The organism is Sphingomonas liriopis (assembly GCF_024211255.1).
In the GTDB taxonomy this organism is placed as follows: domain Bacteria; phylum Pseudomonadota; class Alphaproteobacteria; order Sphingomonadales; family Sphingomonadaceae; genus Sphingomonas; species Sphingomonas liriopis.
Genome location: NZ_JAMLDY010000001.1, coordinates 69,649 through 90,801, shown reverse-complemented (window position 1 = coordinate 90,801; position 21,153 = coordinate 69,649). Strand labels below are relative to the sequence as shown.

General features: G+C 69.7%; 20 protein-coding genes. 10 read left to right on the top strand and 10 right to left on the bottom strand.

Annotation, left to right across the window (positions count from 1 at the left end; all coding sequences use genetic code 11):
- Position 1 precedes the first annotated feature (1 nt).
- The 3 genes from M9979_RS00460 to M9979_RS00450 are packed head-to-tail and all read left to right on the top strand — an operon-like array spanning position 2 to position 2,786.
- Complete coding sequence (locus M9979_RS00460; RefSeq protein WP_254287359.1) at positions 2-781, top strand: type III pantothenate kinase; 780 nt, start codon at positions 2-4, stop codon at positions 779-781.
- A gap of 58 nt (positions 782-839) precedes the next feature.
- A complete protein-coding gene (locus M9979_RS00455) occupies positions 840-2,495 on the top strand; it encodes a ribonuclease J (protein ID WP_254287358.1) in 1,656 nt (551 codons plus the stop codon).
- A gap of 6 nt (positions 2,496-2,501) precedes the next feature.
- A complete protein-coding gene (locus M9979_RS00450) occupies positions 2,502-2,786 on the top strand; it encodes a DUF1467 family protein (RefSeq protein WP_254287357.1) in 285 nt (94 codons plus the stop codon).
- A gap of 105 nt (positions 2,787-2,891) precedes the next feature.
- Here M9979_RS00450 and M9979_RS00445 read toward each other — a convergent pair whose 3' ends face one another.
- The gene (locus tag M9979_RS00445) at positions 2,892-5,180 is read right to left on the bottom strand and encodes a coiled-coil domain-containing protein (protein ID WP_254287356.1); all 2,289 of its coding nucleotides are present in this window, start codon (positions 5,178-5,180) and stop codon (positions 2,892-2,894) included.
- Positions 5,181-5,280: 100 nt separating this feature from the next.
- Here M9979_RS00445 and M9979_RS00440 point away from each other — a divergent pair, with 100 nt between their 5' ends.
- From M9979_RS00440 to M9979_RS00425, 4 genes are all read left to right on the top strand, one after another.
- Complete coding sequence (locus M9979_RS00440) at positions 5,281-5,571, top strand: Hpt domain-containing protein (protein WP_254287355.1); 291 nt, start codon at positions 5,281-5,283, stop codon at positions 5,569-5,571.
- A 65-nt stretch (positions 5,572-5,636) separates the two neighbouring features.
- Positions 5,637-6,794, top strand: coding sequence for a hypothetical protein (locus tag M9979_RS00435; protein WP_254287354.1), 1,158 nt, complete (start codon positions 5,637-5,639; stop codon positions 6,792-6,794).
- A 35-nt stretch (positions 6,795-6,829) separates the two neighbouring features.
- Positions 6,830-7,930 (top strand): DUF2336 domain-containing protein, encoded by a 1,101-nt coding sequence (locus M9979_RS00430; protein WP_254287353.1) that lies wholly within the window; start codon positions 6,830-6,832, stop codon positions 7,928-7,930.
- Entirely contained in the window at positions 7,927-9,270 is a 1,344-nt protein-coding gene (locus M9979_RS00425; RefSeq protein ID WP_254287352.1) for a sensor histidine kinase, read from the top strand. The genes M9979_RS00430 and M9979_RS00425 overlap by 4 nt, the downstream gene beginning before the upstream one ends.
- Before the next feature lie 88 nt (positions 9,271-9,358).
- Here M9979_RS00425 and M9979_RS00420 read toward each other — a convergent pair whose 3' ends face one another.
- From M9979_RS00420 to gltX, 3 genes are read right to left on the bottom strand one after another with little or no spacing between them, the layout of a single operon-like run.
- Positions 9,359-9,562 carry a hypothetical protein gene (locus M9979_RS00420; protein WP_254287351.1) on the bottom strand — a complete coding sequence of 68 codons (204 nt, stop codon included), beginning with the start codon at positions 9,560-9,562 and terminating at the stop codon, positions 9,359-9,361.
- A complete protein-coding gene (locus M9979_RS00415; RefSeq protein WP_254287350.1) occupies positions 9,562-10,845 on the bottom strand; it encodes a citrate synthase in 1,284 nt (427 codons plus the stop codon). The genes M9979_RS00420 and M9979_RS00415 overlap by 1 nt, the downstream gene beginning before the upstream one ends.
- 16 nt (positions 10,846-10,861) lie before the next feature.
- The gene (gene gltX, locus M9979_RS00410; protein WP_254287349.1) at positions 10,862-12,268 is read right to left on the bottom strand and encodes a glutamate--tRNA ligase; all 1,407 of its coding nucleotides are present in this window, start codon (positions 12,266-12,268) and stop codon (positions 10,862-10,864) included.
- Positions 12,269-12,348: 80 nt separating this feature from the next.
- Between gltX and M9979_RS00405 the strand changes: the two genes are divergently transcribed.
- Together M9979_RS00405 and bla are read left to right on the top strand one after the other, a co-directional pair.
- Positions 12,349-14,508 carry a ComEC/Rec2 family competence protein gene (locus tag M9979_RS00405; protein ID WP_254287539.1) on the top strand — a complete coding sequence of 720 codons (2,160 nt, stop codon included), beginning with the start codon at positions 12,349-12,351 and terminating at the stop codon, positions 14,506-14,508.
- A gap of 455 nt (positions 14,509-14,963) precedes the next feature.
- On the top strand, positions 14,964-15,773 hold the full coding sequence (gene bla, locus M9979_RS00400; protein ID WP_254287348.1) for a subclass B3 metallo-beta-lactamase: 810 nt from the start codon (positions 14,964-14,966) through the stop codon (positions 15,771-15,773).
- On the opposite strand, the gene lexA is transcribed toward bla, so the two are convergent.
- From lexA to M9979_RS00370, 6 genes are read right to left on the bottom strand one after another with little or no spacing between them, the layout of a single operon-like run.
- Positions 15,770-16,453: a transcriptional repressor LexA gene (lexA, locus tag M9979_RS00395; protein ID WP_254287347.1), complete on the bottom strand. Its 684-nt coding sequence runs from the start codon at positions 16,451-16,453 to the stop codon at positions 15,770-15,772. The genes bla and lexA overlap by 4 nt on opposite strands.
- 58 nt (positions 16,454-16,511) lie before the next feature.
- Positions 16,512-17,690, bottom strand: coding sequence for a molybdopterin molybdotransferase MoeA (locus tag M9979_RS00390; protein WP_254287346.1), 1,179 nt, complete (start codon positions 17,688-17,690; stop codon positions 16,512-16,514).
- Between the two features lie 4 nt (positions 17,691-17,694).
- Positions 17,695-18,162, bottom strand: coding sequence for a cyclic pyranopterin monophosphate synthase MoaC (moaC, locus tag M9979_RS00385; protein WP_254287345.1), 468 nt, complete (start codon positions 18,160-18,162; stop codon positions 17,695-17,697).
- Entirely contained in the window at positions 18,159-18,935 is a 777-nt protein-coding gene (gene trpC / locus M9979_RS00380; protein ID WP_254287344.1) for an indole-3-glycerol phosphate synthase TrpC, read from the bottom strand. The genes moaC and trpC overlap by 4 nt, the downstream gene beginning before the upstream one ends.
- Positions 18,932-19,927, bottom strand: coding sequence for an anthranilate phosphoribosyltransferase (trpD, locus tag M9979_RS00375; RefSeq protein ID WP_254287343.1), 996 nt, complete (start codon positions 19,925-19,927; stop codon positions 18,932-18,934). Before trpD ends, trpC begins: the two co-directional genes overlap by 4 nt.
- Positions 19,924-20,508: an anthranilate synthase component II gene (locus tag M9979_RS00370; RefSeq protein WP_254287342.1), complete on the bottom strand. Its 585-nt coding sequence runs from the start codon at positions 20,506-20,508 to the stop codon at positions 19,924-19,926. Before M9979_RS00370 ends, trpD begins: the two co-directional genes overlap by 4 nt.
- A gap of 183 nt (positions 20,509-20,691) precedes the next feature.
- On the opposite strand from M9979_RS00370, the gene M9979_RS00365 reads away from it, so the two are divergent.
- Positions 20,692-21,084 carry a hypothetical protein gene (locus M9979_RS00365; protein WP_340689035.1) on the top strand — a complete coding sequence of 131 codons (393 nt, stop codon included), beginning with the start codon at positions 20,692-20,694 and terminating at the stop codon, positions 21,082-21,084.
- The last annotated feature ends 69 nt before the right edge of the window (positions 21,085-21,153 follow it).

Sequence of the window (21,153 nt, the reverse complement as noted above, 5' to 3'; positions counted from 1 at the left end):
GATGCTGCTCGCGGTGGATGCCGGCAATACCAATGTCGTGTTCGCACTGGTCGAGGGGCGTACGATCAAGGCGCGCTGGCGCATCGCCACCGATCCGCGGCGCACCGCGGACGAATATGCCGTGTGGCTCAGCCAGCTGCTCGCGCTGGAAGGCTATGACCGCCGCCAGATCGACGCCGTCATCGTCGCCACCGTCGTGCCGCGCGCGCTCCACAACCTGCAGGTGCTCAGCAGCAAATATTTCGGGACCGAGGCGCTGATCGCCGGCCGGGCGCCGGTCGAATGGGGCATCACCATCGACGTCGACGAGCCGTCCAGCCTCGGCGCCGACCGCGCGGTCAACACGATCGCGGCGCATGCGCTGCACGACGGCGACCTGATCGTCATCGATTTCGGCACCGCGACGACGTTCGACGTCAGCGATTACAGCGGTGCCTACAAGGGCGGAATCATCGCGCCGGGTATCAACCTGTCGCTCGACGCGCTGGTCAGTGCCGCGGCGAAACTGCCGCGGATCGCGATCGAGGCGCCGGCGACGGCCAGCGTCATCGGCCGCAACACCGTCGATCAGATGGCCATCGGCGTCTATTTCGGCTATATCGCGATGATTGAGGGGCTGGTCGCGCGGATGAAGGCGGAGATCGGTCGCCCCGCGCGGGTGATCGCGACCGGTGGCCTCGCCACGCTGTTCGAACAGCATACCGACGTGTTCGACGTCATCGAGCCGGACCTGACGATACAGGGGCTGGCGATCATGTACCAAAACGCCCATATCGGCTGAGACGCGCTCGCGCCATCCATCGGCCCGCCGGGCGCATCCTATTCTTTGAAAGACCTAAATGACTCCCAAGACCAACGAACTTCTCTTCTGTGCCCTCGGCGGCTCCGGCGAGATCGGCATGAACGTCAACCTGTACGGCCATGCCGGCAAATGGCTGATGGTCGATTGCGGCGTGACCTTCGCCGACGCCGCCTATCCCGGCATCGACATCGTGCTGCCCGACCTGTCGTTCATCGAGGATCGCATCGACGACCTCGTCGGCATCGTGCTGACCCACGGGCATGAGGATCATATCGGCGCGCTGCCGTACCTCGCCGAGGACCTCGGCGTGCCGCTTTACGCGACGCCGTTCACCGCCGGGCTGATCCGCGGCAAGCTGGAAGAGGAGGGCAACGCCAACCGCGTCAAGCTGCGCGTGATCCAGCCGAACAAGGATACCGGCATCGCCGGCGTGCAGATCGGCCCGTTCGGCGTCAGCTTTGTCGAACTGTCCCACTCGATCCCCGAACCCAATGCGCTGGTGATCGAGACCAAGGCGGGCCGCGTGTTCCACACCGGCGACTGGAAGCTCGATCCGACCCCCGTCATCGGCAAGCCGACCAGCCCGGAACGGCTGACCCAGATCGGCGATGCCGGCGTCGACGTGCTGGTGTGCGATTCGACCAACGTCTTCAACAAGGAGGCATCGGGCTCCGAAGCCTCGGTGCGCCGCGGCCTCGCCGAACAGGTCGCCAAGGCGAAGGGCCGCGTGCTCGTCACCACCTTCGCGTCGAACGCCGCGCGGTTGCATACGCTGGGCGAAGTCGCGCGCGAGACGGGGCGCAAATTGTGCGTCACCGGGCGTTCGCTCGACCGTATCCTGAAGGTCGCGCGTGCGACCGGCTACCTCACCGACTTCCCCGAGACGGTCGATCCCGAAACGGCGATGCGCCTGCCTAAGAACAAGGTGCTGATCGTCGCTACCGGCGGGCAGGGCGAACCGCGTGCGGCGCTGGCGCGTGTCGCCGACGGATCGCACACGATCAAGCTCGATTTCGGCGATACGGTGATCTTCTCGTCGAAGCAAATCCCGGGCAACGAGGTTGCGATCGGCAAGATCCAGAATACGCTCGCCGGCAAGGGCGTGGTGATGATTACCGAGCGGCAGGCGCACGTCCACGTCTCCGGCCATCCGGGTCGTCCCGAGCTGTCGCAGATGTACAAGTGGATTCGGCCCGAGGTGCTGATCCCCGTCCATGGCGAGATGCGCCACATGATGGAGCATGCCCGCTTTGCGTTGAGCGAGGGCGTGCCGCAGTCGCTGGTGCAGAGCGACGGCGACATCCTGCGCCTGCTGCCGGGTAATGTGACCAAGATCGGCAATGCGAGCGTCGGCCGGCTGGTGCTGGATGGCGACGTGATCTTGCCCGCCGATGGCTCGACCATCAACGAGCGCCGCAAGCTGGCGATCAACGGCCAGATTTCGGTCGCGGTGGCGGTCGCCAAGGACGGTCGGCTGCTCGGCCGCCCGCAGATCCGCGTCAACGGCATTCCGGTCGAGGAAGACCGGCTGGCGTTCGTCGAGGACGCCGCCGAGGCGGCGTCCGAGGCGATGAAGGGCCAGAAGCGCGAAATCGACCGCCGTCGCGAGGACGTGCGCCTCGCCGTGCGCCGCATCGCGACGCGCTGGACCGGCAAGAAGCCGATCGTCGACGTGCTGATCGTCGAGGCGTAACGCGTCATGAAGTGGACGTCGCTGCTGGCGATCTACATCCTGTTCTGGGCGTTCTCGGTCTTCCTCGTCCTGCCCTGGGGCGTGCGCACCACGCACGAGGCCGGCGGCGATTTCGTCGCCGGGCAGGCGGAAAGCGCGCCGCACGAGTTCCGGCTCGGGCGGCTGGCGCTACGGGTGACGATCGTCGCGTCGGTATTGTTCGGGCTGTTCGTCGCCAATTACGAATTCGGTTGGGTGACGCCGCAGATGCTGGACCTGTTCAACCGGGATCAGGTCTACAACCAGATGTGAGGGCACCTTCCGTTCGCCCTGAGCCTGTCGAAGGGCAGTTGAGACTCACCCTGCTTCGACAAGCTCAGCATGAACGGAAGGGGGTAGGGACCGGGGGCTCGTCTCTTACCGCAGCCGCTCGATCGCCTGCGCCAGCGCGACGTAGAGCTTGCCCATATCCGACGACAGCAATGTAACGCTGAGCGGCGAGCCATCGCGCTGTGCCAGGATCGTGCGCAGCATGCTCTCGAAATCGTGGATGTAGCGGTTGACCGCCTCGCGGAAACGCGAATCGTCGTCGTAGAGGCGGGCGATGTCGCGCGCGTCACCCGGTTCGAGCACGCGGACGGCGCGGCGGGTGAAGACGCCGCGGTCGCCCTTCAGATAGGCGGCCCAGGCGCTGTCGGAGACTTCCGGCGCGAACGCCTTGGTGATGTCGATCGATGCCGAATGGAGCGATTCGATCAGCAGCGAGGCACGGCGCGCGAACGTGTCGCGCTCCGCCTCGTCGCGTTCGGTGCGCGCATCCTCGATCCGCGTCTCGACGATCGCGGTCTGGTCGAGGATTTGCTGGACCTGCGCCGACAGTCGCTCCGTCGCGCGCGTCGCGGCATCGACCGCATGACCGGTCGCGTCGGCGATCGCGCGGACCTGTCGCTCGACCGTGTCGCTGGTTGCGCGGCGCATCGCCTCGGCGCTGGCGGTTTCGAGCTGGCTCGCGGCGTCGGGGATGACGGTGGCGAGGGTCTCGCGCGCCTTGTCCGCGGCGACCGAGGCGGTGTCGCGCACTCGCAACAGCGCATCCACCAGCCGCGGCGCCGCCTCTTCGGCGAAGCGGTGCGTGCGCTCGATCGTCTCATCGACCATCATACCGAGCGCATCGGCCTTGGCACGACCGTCGGTCAGCGTCTGGATCAGCGAGCCCGAAAGCGTGTCGAGCACGCGGCGCTGGTCGCCTATGACGCCGGCGATCGCCTCGATCGCGTCGTGCGTGCTTTCGGCGGCGGTGACGAGCGCGAGCAGTTCGGGCTTGGCGGCGACGACGACCTGTTTGCTCGACGCGATCTTGGCGTCGAGCCGGCTCAGCGCTTCGGGCAACGTCTCGTCGATCTCACGCGCCGCGGCGTCGAGCGCGATCAGCAGCGATTCGGTGGTGCCGATCGTCCGCGTCGCCATCGCCTCGCCGGTGCGCAGCGCCTCGGTCATCGCATCCGCCGAGCCGCCCAGCGCGCTGATCGATGCGGCAAGCAGTTGCGAACGTTCGACGCCCTGCGTGTGCAGCGTATCGAGCCGCGTCTCGACCCGGCCGATCCCGGTATCGAGCCCGGCGAGCAGCGAATCGCTCGCCTCGCGCTGGTCGAGCAGGCGCAGCGTCACGCGGTCGATGACGTCCTCGACCGCGGTGATCCGCTCGGCGAGCGCCTCGGCGCTGTCGCGCGCGGCGCTGTCGAGCGCCGCTTGGTTGGCGCGCAGCATCGCCAGCATCGCGTCGCCCTGCGCGGCGATACCCTTGCGTGCCTCGTCCACCGCATCCGCGGTACGGCCGAGCAGCGCGTCGACCGCGTCCGACATCTCGCCAGTCACCGCCTCCAGCCGGGCGCCCGCGGTTTCGCTGGTCGCCTCCATCCGGGTGATATGTGCGGCGAGCTTCTGCGCGGCGCCGCCGGCGACGAGGTCCGCCTCGCGCCCGCGCTCGGCGAGCGCCGCCAGCCGCGCATCGAGCGCGGCGGCATGTTCGCCGGCGGCAAGGCCGGTATCCTCGAGCAGGCGCTGCGCCTCCGCCACCTCGGCCTGCGCGCGGGGCAGCGAGGCGAGCAGCACGCCGAGGCTGGTCTGCGCATCGGCGACCGATTCGGACAGCGCGCGGGCATGCGCATCGGCCTGACCGATCTCCAGCGCCATCCCGCGGCCGACCGCGGCAAGCCGTTCGTTGGCGCCGTCGCCCATCGCCATCAGCGTGGTGATCTGTTCGCCGAGCTGGCGGCGGTTGGCGTCGAGCGCGCGCGAGAGGACCGCGACGGTACGCTCCAGGCTCGCCGCCTCGGCCCGCATTGCATGCGCGGTGGCTTGGAAGCGGCGTGCCTCGCGCCGGCTGGTGCGCATCGCCAGCAGATAGACGATGCCGATCAGCGCCGGCACCACCGCCAGCGCGGCGACGAACTCGACCAGCGGCACGGGGAGCAGGAAGGGCAGCTGATCGCGCGCGATCCACAGCATGCCGCCAAGCCACGCCACGCAGGCGAGGGCGGCGAGCACCGGCGGCCACCAGCCGACACGGCGCGGTTCGGGCTCGACCGCTTCAGTCCAGGCGAGCGGCTCCGCGCCGTCGATGCCATGGCCGCCCATCGATTCGTGGTCGTCATGGCCAAACGCGTCGCTGGTCGCCGCGGCATCCGCCCGCATGTCGATAATCATGGAACCCCCGTTCGTGCGGACGCGAACTTAACCATGTTCGGCACCGCCATAAAGCGAAAGTGCAACACTCGGTTAAGCACCGTCGCGCTAGGGAAACGGCATGGCTTATGATCCAGGTGCGATCGATGCGGCGCTGGCCGCGGCAGTGGGCGACGAACCCGGACTGATCGCGGAGCTGCGGCTCGCCTTCGTCGAGAGCGCCGAACGGGCGTTGGCATCGCTGGAAACGGCGACGACGCGCGACGACTGGCGCGAGGCGGCGTCGCGGTTGAAGGGGTTGGCGGCGAGCTTCGGCGCGGTGCGGTTGATGGCGCTCGCGGGCCAGGCTGCCGATAGCCCACGCGACCCCGCGACGCTCGCCAAGCTGCGCCGGTCGGTCGCGCGCCTGTAAGGGCCTAGGCACGGGCGGCGTCACCGCCTAACAGCGGGCGGATGCTCGCCGGTCTTCTTTTCGCCATGCACGACGCGGACGATCGGCCCGCGATGCTGACCGCGACATTGCCCTTCGGCGGCGTGACGCTGATCGAATATCAGGCGCGGCTGTTGATCGCAGCGGGTGCGTCGCAGATCGTGATCCTGGTCGCACGCCTGACCCCCGAATTGCTCGGCGCGATCGCGCGGATCGGCAAGCGCGGCGTCGCGGTCGATACCGTACGCACGGCGATCGAGGCGGCGGAGAAGCTGCACCCGCTGGCGCGCATCCTGATGCTCGCGGACGGGCTCACCACCACCAGCGATACGCTTGGCGTGCTGGCGCGCGAGGGCGGCGATGCGCTGCTGGTGATGCCGGAGGAGCAGGCCGGGCCGGGTTACGAACGCGTCGGCGGCGGGATGGTCTGGGCCGGTGCCGCCCGGATCGAGGCGCGGCGACTGGGCGAGCTGGCGGCGATGCCGCGCGATTACGACGTGCAATCGACGCTGGTCCGCCTCGCATCGCAGGCCCGCGGCGTGCACGTCCTGTTGCCGCAGGAGGCGATCCGCGGCAGCCATGGCGTCGGTCATTCCGGCACGGCGCTGGAGGCGCGCGGGCGCACGGTGATGGCGGCGATGGTGTCGGGCCGCAGCGGCTGGTTCGAACGCTTCATCACCGCGCCGCTCGCCCGGATCGTCATTCCGCTGCTGGTACCCAAGACGGTGCCGGTCGTCGCGGTCGCGGGTGGTGCTGGGACGGTGGGCCTGATCGGGCTGGTGTTGCTCGGTTTCGATTATCCCGTCGCGGGGCTGTTGCTGACGTTGGTCGCGACGGTCGGTCTGTCGCTGGCCGCGATCCTCGCCGACCTGCGCGACGAATCGGCGAGCGAGCGGGGGCTGCATCGCGCCGCGGCGGTACTGCCGGGTCTTGCCGCGTTGCTCTACGGCCATATCGCGACGCGCGACGCGCTGGAGGGAACGCCGCAGGTGCTGGCGCTCGGCCTCGTCCTGCTGGGCGTGCTCGGCGAGCGGGCGCTGGGTGCCGCACCGCGGCGGATGTGGTGGGGGAGTGCGCCCGCCTATCTGCTGGTCGTTTGGCTGGGGGCGGTGGTGGCGGCGCCGTCCGTCGGGCTGGGGCTGGCGACGAGCTATGCCGGCGCAACGCTGGCGGCGGCGATCGAACGATTGCGGCGTCAGGCTTAGCGTCGTCTTAATGATGGAAGGGTAAGCGTCAGACCATGTCGGTCGGACCGGAACAGGCAGGGCGTCACGCGCCCGGCACCCGCATCAACGCTGCGCGCCGGCTGGGCACGCTGGCGGACAGGCGCTTGACCGGCGCGATCGACGATTTCTTCCTGGCCGACGACGTACGGCTCGACGAGCGGACCCGGTTGACGCTGGGACGGATGCTGGCGGCGGTGGTGCAGGGGATCGAGACCGATATCCGCCGTCAGGCCGCCCGCGTCCTGTCGGGCCGCGACCTGATCGAACAGGCCGAGCGGTTGCTCAAGGGGCATGAGGATGTCGTGCGGCGGCTGTCGCGCGCGGGGCTGCTGCGCGACCGGCTGCTGATGGACGAACTGATCGCGCAGGTACGGTGCGACCTGATCGCAGGCGCGCTGTCGCCCGCCGTGGCGGGGCCCGATCAGCCGAGCCTGCTCGTCCGCCTGTCCGAAGTCGACGACGGCGTCGTCGCCGCGGCGGCGCGCGCGCTGCTGTCGGCGGAGGCTCGGCGGCGCACCGCGGCGGAACAGGGCGGGGTGCCCGCGGGGACGCTGCCGGCAGAGCGGCATCATCAATTGGTCTGGTGGGTCGCCGCCTCGATCCGCGAGGCGCAGGTCGCCGCGGCGGGCGACGATACCGCGGTCGATCGCGCGATCGTCGAGGCGGCGCAGCGCAGCCTCGCCGCGCACGACGAGGGGCAGCGCGCGGAGGCCATCGCGATGCGGCTGGCCGCGGCGATCGATGCGCGCGCGGACGAGGTCGGCGAGTTGCTCGTCGAAGCGCTCGGCGACCGGCGGTTGCTGCTGTTCGTCGCCGTGCTGGGCCGCGCGGTCGACATGGATTTCGAGGGCGCGCGGGCGATCGTGCTGGAGCCCGAGGGCGACCGATTGTGGCTGGCGTTGCGCGCGGCGGGGCTCGACCGTGCGACGATCGCACGGATCGGGCTGGCGCTCGCCGATGCCGATCCGCGGCGCGATATCGAAAGCTTCGCCGACGAACTGGACGCGATCGCCGCCGTGCCGGTCGAGGCGGCGCGCTCGGCGCTCGCGCCGCTCACGCTGCATCACGATCTGCGCCTCGCGATCGATGCGCTGGCGCGGGAGGCGGCGCGATGAGGGTGGACGGAATGCCCGATGTGCCGGTCAGCCACGCGACGCTCGACGCCGACGACCGGCTGGTCGCCGCCGATCCGGCGATCATGGCGCTCAACGATGGCGCCGGAGGGACGCTCGGTCAGCCGCTGGCGGTGCCGCAGCTGGCGACGGTCGCGCGGCTGGCGCGGCGGCTCGGCATCCTGGTATCGCGCGGCGTCAAGGTCGCGGATCAGGACGCCGATCTCGATTTGTGGGTGCGGGTGCAGCCGGAGGGCGAGGGCGTCCGCATGGCGGTGAGCGGCTGGCGCGAGACGCGTGCACGCACCGTGGCGGAACGCCCGGCCGGGACGGTAATCGAACTCGGCGATTTGGCGTGGGAAACCGACGCCGGATTGCGGCTGACCTTCGTATCGATCGATGCGGCGCGGCGGCTGGGGCTGGATGCGCTGTCGCTGCTCGGCCAGCCGCTGACGGCGCTGTTCACGCTCGACGCGGCAGGTGACGGCACGTTGCCGATCCTCGAAGCGGTGGCACGACGCCGGCCGCTGCACGACCAGCGCGCGCGGCTGCGTGGCGGCGAGGCGCGCGTGCTGCTGACCGCGAGCATCCGGCACGATACGGCGGGCGGGTTTGCCGGTCTGAACGGCGTTGCGCGGATCGCGGAGGAAGCCCCGCCGCCTCCGGCACCGGCGATCTCGAGCAGCTTCACCGAAGGACTCGACAAGGCGCTGCGCACCCCGCTGGCGCGGATCATCGCGCATGCCGACACGATCCATGCCGAGGCCGAGGGGCCGGTGCAGCGCGACTATGTCGATTATGCGTCGGACATCGCCAATGCCGGGCGGCACCTGCTCGGGCTGGTCGACGATCTGGTCGACCTGCAGGCGGTGGAACGGCCTGACTTTGCGCTGGCGCCCGAACCGATCGACCTCGCCGACGTCGCGCGGCGGGCGGCGGGGCTGCTGTCGGTGAAGGCGGGCAATGCCGGCGTGGCGATCGCGCGGCCGCTGCCGGACCTCCGTGTGCCGGCGGCGGGCGACTTCCGACGCGCGCTGCAGATCATGGTCAATCTGATCGGCAATGCCGTGCGCTATTCGCCCGAAGGCGGCGTGGCCAGCGTCACCGCGACGCTGACCGGCGGCATGGCCGAAGCGGTGGTCGCCGATCAGGGCAAGGGGATCGCCGCGGAGGACCAGATGCGCATCTTCGAGAAGTTCGAGCGCGTCGATCCCACGGAGGCGGGTGGCAACGGCCTGGGCCTCTATATCGCGCGGCGACTGGCGCGGGCGATGGGCGGCGACCTGACGGTGGAAAGCACGCCGGGCGAAGGCGCGCGGTTTACGCTGACCCTGCCGGTTTGAATTGACGCCGTTCGTGCTGAGCCTGTCGAAGCACGGTCGAGTTTCACCTGCCCTTCGACAGGCTCGGGGCGAACCGTAGCGTGCCGGTTCAGCGCCTGAGGCGGCGTGCCACCAGAATCAGCAGCAGTCCGGCGACAGCCAAAGCCGCGCCGCGATCCGCCCATGGCCGCTGATCGAGCATGAAACTCGACTGCGGCCAATGGACGTAACCGAGCCCCTGACCGATCCACAGCAGCCCGACCAGCGTCAGCAGGACGCCGATCGACAGCAGGACCGGCCGGGCGCGGCGCATCAGCGCTGGCCGACCGGAACGTACGACCGCTGCGTCGGGCCGGTGTAGAGCTGGCGCGGGCGGCCGATCTTCTGGTCGGGATCGGTGATCATCTCGTTCCACTGTGCGACCCAGCCGACGGTGCGGGCGAGCGCGAAGAGCACGGTGAACATCTCGGTCGGGAAGCCGATCGCCGAGAGGATGACGCCCGAATAGAAATCGACGTTCGGGAACAGCTTCTTCTCGATGAAATAGTCGTCCGACAGCGCCAGTTCCTCGAGCCGCAGCGCGGTGTCGAACAGGGGGTCGTCGACCTTCAGCGCATCGAACACCTCGCGCACCGTCTTCTGCATCACCGTCGCACGCGGATCGTAGTTCTTGTAGACGCGATGGCCGAAGCCCATCAGGCGGAAGGGATCGTTCTTGTCCTTCGCGCGCGCGATGAATTCGGGGATACGCTCGGGCGTGCCGATCTCACGGAGCATGTTGAGCGCCGCTTCGTTGGCACCGCCATGCGCCGGGCCCCACAGGCAGGCGATGCCCGCCGCGATGCATGCGAACGGGTTGGCACCCGACGATCCGGCGAGACGCACGGTCGAGGTCGAGGCATTCTGTTCGTGGTCGGCGTGGAGGATGAAGATGCGGTCCATCGCCTTCTCGACCGCGGGATTCACCTCATAGGGTTCGGCCGGCACGCCGAAGGTCATGCGCAGGAAGTTGCCGGTGTAGGACAGCGAATTGTCGGGGTACAGGAACGGCTGGCCGACGCTGTACTTGTACGCCATCGCCGCGATCGTCGGGATCTTGGCGATCAGGCGGTGGCTGGCGATGGTGCGCTGCACCGGATCGTGGATGTCGGTCGAATCGTGGTAGAAGGCGGACAGCGCGCCGACGACGCCGCACATGATCGCCATCGGATGCGCGTCGCGCCGGAAACCGCGGAAGAACGCCGCGAGCTGTTCGTGCACCATCGTGTGGCGGGTGATCGTCGTGTTGAAACCGTCGAGCTCGTCCGCCGACGGCAGTTCGCCGTTGAGCAGGAGGTAGGCGACCTCCATGAAGCTCGAATTTTCGGCCAGCTCGCCGATCGGATAGCCGCGGTGGAGCAGCACGCCCTCGTCACCGTCGATATAGGTCAGCGCCGACTGGCACGACGCGGTCGAGGTGAAGCCGGGATCGTAGGTGAAGGCGCCGGTCTGTGCGTAGAATTTGCGGATGTCGACGACGTCGGGCCCGACCGAGCCGGACATGACCGGGTAATCGAGGTCCTTACCGTCCAGGGACACCTTTGCGGCTTCGGTCATGTCGTGGTCCTTCCTATCAGACTGCCATCCGGTCCGCGATCCGGCCGAGGCTTTCCTCTTTGCCGAGCAGCGCGAGCACGTCGAAAATGCCGGGCGACGTCTTGCGCCCGGTGAGAGCGGCGCGGAGCGGCTGGGCGACCTGGCCGAGCTTGACGCCCTGGGCCTCGGCCACCTGCCGTACCGCTGCTTCGATAGCCTCCTGATCCCACCGCTGCACCGCGTCAAGAGCCGCGTGCAGCGCAGCGAGAAGCGCGGGCGTCGTGCCGGCGATGAGGTCGGCCGCAGCCTGATCCATGGCGAGCGGGCGAACCGCGAACAGGAAACCGGCGCCCTCGCTCAGTTCGTTGAGGTTGGCCGCGCGCGCCTTCAGGACCGGCATCGCGCGGGTCAGCAGATCGGTGTCGGCATAGCCGCCGATCCCCGCGACCAGGCCCGCCAGCCGCGCATCGTCGGCGGCGCGGATATAATGGCCGTTGAGGTTCTCGAGCTTCTTGAGGTCGAAGCGCGACGGGCTCTTGCCGACGCCGCCGAGATCGAACCATTCGGTCGCCTGTTCGCGGCTGATGATCTCGTCGTCACCATGACCCCAACCCAGACGGAGCAGGTAATTGTCGAAGGCTTCGGGGAGAATGCCGAGATCGTCGCGATAGGCCTCGATCCCGACCGCGCCGTGGCGCTTGGACAGCTTGGCGCCATCGGTGCCGTGGATCAGCGGGATGTGCGCATAGACCGGTTCGGGCCAGCCGTTCGCGCGATAGATCGGCAGCTGGCGGAAGGCGTTGTTGAGGTGGTCGTCACCGCGGATGACGTGGGTCACGCCCATGTCGTGGTCGTCGACCACCACCGCGAGCATATAGGTCGGCGTGCCGTCGGAACGCAGGAGGATGAGGTCGTCGAGCTCGGCGTTCTGGACGGTCACCGAACCCTGCACGCGATCCTCGATCGTCGTGGCGCCGTCGCGCGGCGCCTTGAGGCGGACGACGAAGGGCTGGCCTTCGGGAGCGGTGGCGGGATCGGCATCGCGCCAGGGCGAGCGGATGCGCAGCGGCTGCTTGGCGGCCTGCGCCGCCTCGCGCTGCGCGGCGATCTCGTCCTGCGTCATGTAGCAGCGATAGGCGTGCCCCGACGCGACCATCTGGTGCGCGACCTCGGCATGGCGGTCGGCGCGCGCGAACTGGAAGACGGCGTCGCCATCCCAGTCGATGCCGAGCCACGTGAGGCCCGACAGGATCGCATCGATCGCCGGCTGCGTCGAGCGGGCGCGGTCGGTATCCTCGATGCGCAGCAGGAATGTGCCGCCGTGATGACGCGCGTACAGCCAGTTGAACAGCGCGGTGCGCGCGCCGCCGAGGTGCAGGTAACCGGTGGGCGACGGCGCGAAGCGGGTCACGACGCCAGACGGATTTTCAACTGTTGCGCCCAACGGCGGCTGCTCCCAATGTTCGAAACCTGATGGCCAGTCCAGCCGCCGCGGCCCCTAGCACGCGCTCCGTGCGCCTTCAAATGCCGCGGGCGTGGCTTGGGTTGCATGACGGTATCGAAACATGGCTGGAGGCGGAGCGCGACCAGTTGGTGCTGTGGTTGCCCGTCGCACTGGGCGGCGGCATCGCGGCGTGGTTCCTGCTGCCCGACCCGCGGGGCTGGATGGCGGCGATGCTGGGATGCGTGGCGCTGGCGTCGGCGGCGCTCGCGGCGGGCCGGGGCGGGCGGCTGCCGCATGCGCTGGCGGTGGGTGCGATCGTCGCGGCGATCGGACTGGGGCTGACGTGGTGGCGGGCGGAGCGGGTCGCGGCACCGATCCTGGCGCGGCCGGTGGTCGCGATGGTTGCCGGGCGGGTCGAGGCGGTCGAGCCGCTCGCCGCGCGCGATCTGGTGCGGCTGACGATCCGGCCCGACACGGGGGCGGGCCTGCCGCCGCGTATCCGCGTCAATCTGGCGACGGCAGACGCGCCGAAGGGTTTGCGCGACGGTGCCGGCATACGGCTGCGCGCGCGATTGATGCCGCCGCCGGCCGCGTCGGTGCCGGGCGCGTACGACTTCGCGCGGGTCGCGTGGTTTGCAGGGATCGGCGCCACGGGGCGCGGCTTCGCGCCGGTAGCGGTGACCGCGCCCGGGGAAGCGACGGGCGGCCTGCGCGCTCGGCTGACCGCGCATATCACCGGCCGGCTGGCGGGGAGCCGCGGCGGTATCGCGGCGGCGCTGGCGACCGGCGACGAGGGCGCGATCAGCGAGGATGATTCGGAGGCGATGCGCCGCGCCGGTCTCGCTCATCTGCTGTCGGTGAGCGGATTGCACATCACCGCGGCGGTGGCGGCGACGATGCTGATCGTCATGCGGCTGCTCGCATTGTGGCCGTGGCTGGCGATCCGCGTGCGCCTGCCATTGGTCGCGGCGGGCGCGGGCGCGCTGGCGGCGATCGGCTATACGCTGCTGACCGGCAGTCAGGTGCCGACGATCCGGTCGTGCGTCGCGGCGCTGCTGGTGCTGGCGGCGCTGGTGCTGGGACGCGAGGCGGTGACGTTGCGGCTGGTCGCGGCGGGGGCGCTGGCGGTGCTGCTCGTCCGGCCCGAGGCGCTGACCGGCGCGAGCTTCCAGCTGTCGTTCGCGGCGATCGCGGCGATCGTCGCGCTGCACGAACATCCACGCGTGCACGGCTGGTTCGAACGCCGCGACGAGGGGCGGGGGGCGAAGCTGTTGCGTGGCCTGGGATCGCTGCTGCTGACCGGATTGGTGGTCGAGGCGGCGCTGATGCCGATCGCGGTCTACCATTTTCACAAGGCGGGCGTGTACGGTGCGGCGGCGAATATCGTCGCGATCCCGCTCACCACCTTCGTCGTCATGCCGCTCGAGGCGCTGGCATTGCTGTTCGATGCGGCGGGGCTGGGGGCGCCGGTGTGGTGGCTGACCGACGTGGCATTGCGGGCGCTGCTGGCGCTGGCGCATGCGGTGGCGGCGGCGCCGGGATCGTCGGTGGCGCTGCCGTCGATGCCGGCGGGGGCGTTCGCGGCGATGGTCGGCGGCGGGTTGTGGCTCGCGCTGTGGCGGACGCGCTGGCGGCGGCTGGGGCTGTTGCCGCTGGCGGTCGGGGCGATCTGGGCGTGGACCACGCCGCCGCCCGACCTGATCGTCACCGGCGACGGGCGGCATCTTGCGCTGCGGATCGATGGTCGCCTGGCGATCCTGCGCGAGCGGGCCGGGGATTATACGCGGTCGATGCTGGCGGAGAATGGCGGCGTCGAAGGTGAGCCGGCGCTGCTCGACGATCAGGTCGCCGCATCGTGCAGCCGCGATGCCTGCATCGCGCGTTTGTCGGCGGGGGGGCGGGTATGGCGGGTGCTGGCGACGCGTAGCACCTATCGCCTGCCGTGGGCCGAGCTGATCGCCGCCTGCCGTGCCGCCGATATCGTGGTCAGCGAACGGCGGCTGCCGCGCGGGTGTACGCCGCGCTGGCTGACGCTCGATGCGGCGGCGTTGCGACGGAGCGGCGGCGTCGCGGTGACGCTGGCGACCGGAACGGTGCGGACGGTGCGGCGGGCGGGCGACCGCCATCCGTGGCTGGTCGCGCCCATCGTCGTGCCGCCGCGCGATACAGGCGGTGGACGCGGTGCGGGACGAGCTGGGATTGACCGACATCGGTGGTCGTCCCCTTCGAGCAATCAATAGCATGCCCCGCCCTTGGCCGTGCTCCCGTGAAGGCGGGAGCCCCGGGTTTATGCACAATCAGGCGTGGTTCTGCTTGGCTCCGTGTTCCCGCCTGCGCGGAAACACGGGCTTGCTTGTTTAAGCGGGATAAGCGCCGTCGACATTCAGTAACAGAGATGTTCGCGCGGACGCGCGGAGAACGCAGAGGTGACTCGCGTAGGGCGCAGCATGGTCTGTCATCGCAATCGAAAGTCCAGATGATGCAGCAGGTGCGACATCTCTGCGTCCTCCGCGCCTCCGCGCGAACATCTCTTTTTTCTCCGTTACATCGCCATGCGGCCCGAATGTCGATCGGGCCCAGGCGGTTGGACGGGCGCAGGCCGGTGCGCTACGCGCCACGCCACATTGGCACAGCGACAGGAGCCATGATGATCCGTTTGTTGGCCGCCGCAGCCGTGTTGATCGCTTCCCCGGTCATGGCACAGCGCGATGCGGCGCAACGGCGCGAATGGAATGCGCCGACGACGCCGTTCCGGATCGTCGGCAACGTCTATTATGTCGGGACTGCCGGGCTGTCGGCGTTCCTGATCGTCGATCCCGCCGGGCTGGTATTGATCGACGGCGCCCTGCCCGAAAGCGCCTCGCGGATCGCGGCCAACATCCGCCGGCTGGGGTTCCGGTTGCGTGATGTCCGCTATCTGCTCAACAACCACAGCCATTTCGATCATTCCGGCGGGCTTGCGGCGTTGCATCGCGCGACAGGCGCGCCGCTGTTGTCGAGCGCCGGCGATCGGGCCGATCTGATCGCCGGACGGACGGTGGGGCGTCGCGATCTCGCCGGCTTCCCGCCGATCCGACCGGCGCGGACGATCCGCGACGGCGAAACGATCCGGGTCGGCAAAACTATACTGACCACACACCTGACGCCCGGCCATACCGACGGCGCGACGAGCTGGACGCTGCACACGCAGGAAAAGGGCAGGCCGCTCGACGTGCTGTTCCTGTCCAGCCTTTCCGTCGCCGACCGCCCGCTGGTCCACGGCAGGCCGCCGCGCGAGACCGCGGCGGTGGCACAGTTCCGCTCGACCTTCCGCCGGCTCGCTGCGATGCGTGCCGATGTCGTGCTGAGCTATCATCCCGAGCAATACGACCTGCAGGCGAAGCGCCGCAAGCTGGCGGCGGGCGATCCGTTCGCCTTCGTCGATGCCGGCGAGCTACCGCGCCGGGTCGATCAGGCCCGCCGCGCCTTCGCGCGGACCCTCGCCGAACAGCGCCGCGCCCCTTAGTCGTAGCGGCGCAAGATGCCCGACAATTTGCCCTGCACGCGGACGTGCGCGGGGACGTAGCGCTGCGGTTCGTAGGCGCGGTTGGCGGGATCGAGCCGGATCATCGCGCCTTCGCGGCGGAAATATTTGAGCGTCGCCTCGCTGTCCTCGATCAGCGCGACGACGATCTCGCCGTCGCGGGCGACGTCGGTGCGGCGGATCAGCGCGTAATCACCGTCGAGGATGCCCGCCTCGACCATCGAATCGCCGGCGACCTCCAGCGCATAATGTTCGCCCGAGCCGAGCAGCGCGGCGGGGACGGCGAGCATCGCGCTGCCCTCGAACGCCTCGATCGGCACGCCGGCGGCGATGCGGCCGTGCAGCGGGATCTCGATCACGTCGTTGGCGGGCGAGGGCGCGGGGCGGACGTTGGCGGTCTTTGCCGGTGCGGGGGCAGGCGCCGCCGGCGCGGGCTTGCGCTCCGAACGTTCCGGCATGCGCAGCACTTCGAGCGCGCGCGCGCGATTGGGCAGGCGACGGATGAAATGCCGTTCCTCAAGCGCGCTGATGAGACGGTGGACGCCGGACTTCGACTTGAGGTCGAGCGCGTCCTTCATCTCCTCGAACGAGGGGGAGATGCCGGTCTCTTCGAGCCGGTCATTGATGAAACACACGAGCTCGTGCTGCTTGCGCGTGAGCATAAACGGTCCTTCCCCGTCAGAACAGACGCGGAACTTCTAGGGAACAATGGGGGGTGCGTCAAGCGATGACGAGGATTTCCGCCGAGTCGCCGGCGCGGGCGGCGGGAGCTCCGACCGGACGGACGATCAGGCAGTGCGAGCGCGCCAGCGTCAGCAGCATCGAACTGTCCTGGATGGTCGAGGCGAAGGCATGGCCGTCGCGCAATTCGGCGCGCAGATAATCGGTGCGCGGCCCGTTGGCGGGCAGATTCTCGCCGAGGATCGCACGGGTGGTGCGCGGCAGCGGATCGCGTGCGCCGCCGAGATGCGCGATCAGCGGTTTGACGAACAGGACCGCGGTGACGAAGGCGGAGACCGGATTGCCGGGCAGGCCGAGCATCATCATGCCGCCGCGGCGTCCGGCCATCATCGGCTTGCCGGGCCGGAGCGCGATCCGCCAGAAATCGATGCTACCGCCCGCCGCCTCCAGCGCGGGGCGGACGAGGTCGTGGTCGCCGACCGAGGCGCCGCCGGTGGTGACGAGCAGGTCGGCGTCGACGTTCGCGAAGGTATCGCACAGTGTATTAAGGTCGTCGGGCAGGATGCCGAGGTCGATCACCTCGACCGGCAGATCGGCGAGCATCGCCGCGAGCATCGCACGGTTCGATTCGGGCAGCGCGTCGGGATCGGCGGAGGTGCCAGGATCGACCAGCTCGTCACCCGTTGCGCAGATCGCGACTCGCACCGGTCGGTGGACGGGAAGTGACGCCAGCCCGCCGGTCGCCGCGACCGCGATCCGCGCGGGCGTCAGCGCCTCGCCGCGTGCGATCAGCCGGTCGCCGTCCGCGAAATCGAGGCCGCGGCGGCGGGTGTTGCGGCCTTGCGTTGGGGGTCCTTCGCCGGTCAGGCGGATCGTCGCACCGCTGGCGGCGACCTCTTCCTGGATCATCACCGTGTCGGCGCCCGCCGGCATGGCGGCGCCGGTGAAGATGCGAACCGTCTCGCCCGGTTGTACCGCGCCAGCGAACGGGCGGCCGGCGGCGCTCTCGCCGATCAGCGTCCAAGGGCCGGGCAGGTCGGCGAAACGAATCGCATAGCCGTCCATCGCGGACAGGTCGCTCGCCGGCTGAGTGCGGCGCGCGTGAATGTCGGCGGCGGCCCAGCGGCGGTGCGCGCGGGCGAGGGGCACGTCCTCCACGCCGACCGGCGTCGCCAGTGCGAACAGGCGCGCTTGCGCCTCGGCGATCGGCAGCAGCATGGCGTCAGGCGCGCCAGTCGCCGGATTGGCCGCCGGCTTTTTCGAGCAGGCGGATGCCCTGGATCGTCATCCCCCGATCCATCGCCTTCGCCATGTCGTAGATGGTCAGCAGCGCGATCGAGACGGCGGTCAGCGCCTCCATCTCGACCCCGGTCTTGCCGTCGGTGGCGGTCAGCGCGGTCGCGGTGATGCCGGTGTCGTCGAGCGTCAGGTCGAGCGTGACGCGGGTGAGGGGGATCGGGTGGCACAGCGGGATGAGATCGGCGGCCTTCTTCGCCGCCATGATCCCGGCGACGCGCGCGACGGCGAGGACGTCGCCCTTCTTCGCCGCGCCGTCGCGGATCGCGGCGAGCGCGTCCGCCGCGATGGCGATATGGCCGGTCGCGACGGCGTGGCGCTGGGTCACCGCCTTGCTGCCGACGTCGACCATGTGCGCCGCGCCGTCGGCATCGAGGTGCGTGAGGCCGGTCATCCGATCAGCGCGCGCGTCGCCGCCTCGACATCGGCCTGCCGCATCAGCGCCTCGCCGATCAGGAAGCAGCGGACGCCGTGCTCGGCCATCGCGTTGAGGTCGGCGCGGGTTTCGAGGCCGCTTTCGGCGACGAAGGTGCAGCCCGCCGGGGCCTTGCCGACCAGTTCGTAGGTGCGGGCGAAATCGACGGTGAAGTCGCGCAGGTCGCGGTTGTTGACGCCGATCAGGCGCGACTTGAGCTTCAACGCGCGATCGAGTTCGTGCGCGTCGTGGACCTCGACCAGCACGTCCATGCCGCAGTCGAGCGCAGACGCCTCGATCTCCGCCATCTGGTTGTCGTCCAGCGCGGCGACGATGATGAGGATCGCGTCGGCGCCGATCGAGCGGCTTTCCGTGGCCTGCCAGGGGTCTACCATGAAATCCTTGCGGATCACGGGAAGATCACAGGCGGCGCGTGCGGCGATCAGATAGTCGTCGGAGCCCTGGAACCATTGTTCGTCGGTCAGCACCGACAGGCACGCCGCGCCGCCCGCCTGATAGGCGCGGGCGTGCGCGGGGGGAACGAAATCGGCGCGGATCAGGCCCTTGGAGGGACTCGCCTTCTTGATCTCGGCGATCAGCGCCGGGCCGGGCTTGGCGTCGAGCGCGGCGCGGAAACCGCGCGGCTTGGTGACCGCGGCGATGCGCGCGTCGAGGTCGGCGAGGCTGGTCGTCGCCTTGCGCGCGGCGACCTCGGCGCGCTTGGTTTCGATGATGCGCGAGAGGATGGTCATCGGTAGGCGATCCAGCGGTCGAGCAGCGCGGCGGCGCTGCCGGTGTCGAGGGCGGCGGCGGCGGCCTGCGCACCCATGGTGAGATCGGGGCTGTGCGCGGCGACAACCAAGGCGGCGGCGGCGTTGAGCAGCACCGCATCCCGATAGGCGCCGGCCTCACCGTCGAGCAGGCGCCGCAGCGCGGCGGCGTTATAGGCGGGGTCACCGCCACGGATCGCGGCGAGCGGATGGCGGGGCAAGCCGGCATCCTCGGGCGCGATCCGGCGCGGCAGGTCGGCGCTGCCGACGTTGACCGCGATGCTGGGACCCGCCGTGGAGAGTTCGTCCAGCCCCTCCTCGCCCGAGATCACCGCGGCACGGGTGGTGCCGAGCTGTTCGAGCGCCTCGGCATAGAGGCCTGCGTAGTCAGGGCGGGCGATGCCGATCAGCTGCTGCGTGACATGCGCGGGATTGGCGAGCGGGCCCATCAGGTTGAAGATCGTCCGTTTGCCGATGCGGCGGCGGATCGGCGTGATCCGCGCCATCGCCGGATGATGGTTGGCGGCGAAGAGGAAGGCGATGCCGAGGTCGGCGAGGCTTCCCTCCGCGGTCGCGCCGGCGACGTCCATGTCGAGACCGATCGCCTCCAGCGTGTCCGCGGCGCCCGCCTTCGAACTGGCGGCGCGGTTGCCGTGCTTGGCGACCGGAACGCCGCACGCCGCGACGACCAGCGCGACCGCGGTAGAGACGTTGAGCGTGTGGTGGCCGTCGCCGCCGGTGCCGCAGACGTCGATCGCTCCTGCCGGTGCCGCGATCGGGATCAGCCGCTGACGCAAAGCGCGTGCGGCCTCGGCGATCTCGATGCTGGTCTCGCCGCGGTCGGACAGCGCGATCAGGAAGGCGCCGATCGCCTCTTCGGATACGCGTGCGTCGAGGATGTCGGCGAACGCCTGCGCCGCGCTCTCGCGCGACAGCGGCGTCGTGGGATCGGGCAGCAGCGTGAAAACCGTCACGCGCGATCCTTCACCGGGATGCCGGCGATGCGCAGGAAGTTGGCGAGCATCGCATGGCCGTGTTCGGTGGCGATGCTTTCGGGATGGAACTGGACGCCGTGGATCGGCAGGCTTTCGTGACGGAAGCCCATGACGTGGCCGTCCTCGGCGCGCGCGTTGACGACGAGCGGGGCGGGGACGTCGTTGACGATCAGGCTGTGATAGCGCGTCGCGGTGAACGGCGAGGGCAGCCCTTCGAACAGGCCGGTGCCGTCGTGCTCGACGGGCGAGGTCTTGCCGTGCATCAGCCCGCCGCGCTCGACCCGGCCGCCGAAATGATGGCCGATCGCCTGATGCCCCAGACACACGCCGAGCAGCGGCCGGCCGGCATCGGCGGCGGCGGCGACGAGGTCGAGGCTGACGCCCGCCTCGGTGGGCGTGCAGGGGCCGGGCGAGATCAGGAAGGCCTGCGCGCCCGACGACAGCGCCTGCCCCGCCGAGATGGCATCGTTGCGCACCACCTCCACCTCGCTGCCCAGCTCCATCAGGTAATGGACCAGATTCCAGGTGAAGCTGTCGTAATTGTCGACGACCAAGATCATCGCGTCGCCATAGCCGATGACCGCGCGCGTGCAACGCCTGTTGCGCGGCGGCAATCCTGTAGCAATGTAGCGGCGGCTAAAGCCATCGTCGTGTCGCGCGCCGGGAGAAACTGCGTCGCCTGCACGTTGAGCCTTGCGAAGGAGACGCCCGTCATGTTCCGCCCGTTGCTTATCGCTACCCTGATGGCGCTGCCCGCCGTCGCCGGCGCCCAGACCGCGCCGGCTGCCGATACCGGAGGGACGGGGACGCCGCCGCAGCGGGTGCGCGCGGTGACGCTGGGCGCGGGCCAGAAATGCCCGCAGAGCAGCGATACCGAAATCGTCATCTGCTCGACGCTCGACCAGCCCTATCGCATCCCCAAGCAGTTCCGCGACAGCGGGCCGATCCCTGCGCAGAACCAGGCGTGGGGCAATCGCGTCGCGACGCAGGACCAGGTCGGGCGCGTCGCGGGCGGGCTGCCGGATACGTGTTCGCCGGTCGGCACGGGTGGGCAAAGCGGCTGTGCGCTGATGACCAACAAGCAATGGGCGGCGGAACGGCGTGCGCAGCGGGATGCGGAGTCGACGGTTCCCTGAGGTTCGTACGAGGCGGTTAACGGGGTTTTCGCGCGAAGACGCGAAGGCGCTAAGAGGTTGGGCTTGGGG

Bases quoted from the DNA above. Each gene is read 5' to 3' on its own strand.
- M9979_RS00440 (WP_254287355.1), top strand. From the start codon at position 5,281: ATGGCTTATGATCCAGGTGCGATCGATGCGGCGCTGGCCGCGGCAGTG.
- M9979_RS00365 (WP_340689035.1), top strand. From the start codon at position 20,692: ATGGCGCTGCCCGCCGTCGCCGGCGCCCAGACCGCGCCGGCTGCCGAT.
- M9979_RS00450 (WP_254287357.1), top strand. From the start codon at position 2,502: ATGAAGTGGACGTCGCTGCTGGCGATCTACATCCTGTTCTGGGCGTTC.
- M9979_RS00425 (WP_254287352.1), top strand. From the start codon at position 7,927: ATGAGGGTGGACGGAATGCCCGATGTGCCGGTCAGCCACGCGACGCTC.
- M9979_RS00455 (WP_254287358.1), top strand. From the start codon at position 840: ATGACTCCCAAGACCAACGAACTTCTCTTCTGTGCCCTCGGCGGCTCC.
- M9979_RS00370 (WP_254287342.1), bottom strand. From the start codon at position 20,508: ATGATCTTGGTCGTCGACAATTACGACAGCTTCACCTGGAATCTGGTC.
- M9979_RS00445 (WP_254287356.1), bottom strand. From the start codon at position 5,180: ATGATTATCGACATGCGGGCGGATGCCGCGGCGACCAGCGACGCGTTT.
- M9979_RS00415 (WP_254287350.1), bottom strand. From the start codon at position 10,845: ATGACCGAAGCCGCAAAGGTGTCCCTGGACGGTAAGGACCTCGATTAC.
- moaC (WP_254287345.1), bottom strand. From the start codon at position 18,162: ATGACCGGCCTCACGCACCTCGATGCCGACGGCGCGGCGCACATGGTC.
- M9979_RS00460 (WP_254287359.1), top strand. From the start codon at position 2: ATGCTGCTCGCGGTGGATGCCGGCAATACCAATGTCGTGTTCGCACTG.
- trpC (WP_254287344.1), bottom strand. From the start codon at position 18,935: ATGACCATCCTCTCGCGCATCATCGAAACCAAGCGCGCCGAGGTCGCC.
- M9979_RS00390 (WP_254287346.1), bottom strand. From the start codon at position 17,690: ATGCTGCTGCCGATCGCCGAGGCGCAAGCGCGCCTGTTCGCACTGGCG.
- M9979_RS00430 (WP_254287353.1), top strand. From the start codon at position 6,830: ATGTCGGTCGGACCGGAACAGGCAGGGCGTCACGCGCCCGGCACCCGC.
- bla (WP_254287348.1), top strand. From the start codon at position 14,964: ATGGCACAGCGCGATGCGGCGCAACGGCGCGAATGGAATGCGCCGACG.
- M9979_RS00405 (WP_254287539.1), top strand. From the start codon at position 12,349: ATGCCGCGGGCGTGGCTTGGGTTGCATGACGGTATCGAAACATGGCTG.
- M9979_RS00435 (WP_254287354.1), top strand. From the start codon at position 5,637: ATGCACGACGCGGACGATCGGCCCGCGATGCTGACCGCGACATTGCCC.
- lexA (WP_254287347.1), bottom strand. From the start codon at position 16,453: ATGCTCACGCGCAAGCAGCACGAGCTCGTGTGTTTCATCAATGACCGG.
- M9979_RS00420 (WP_254287351.1), bottom strand. From the start codon at position 9,562: ATGCGCCGCGCCCGGCCGGTCCTGCTGTCGATCGGCGTCCTGCTGACG.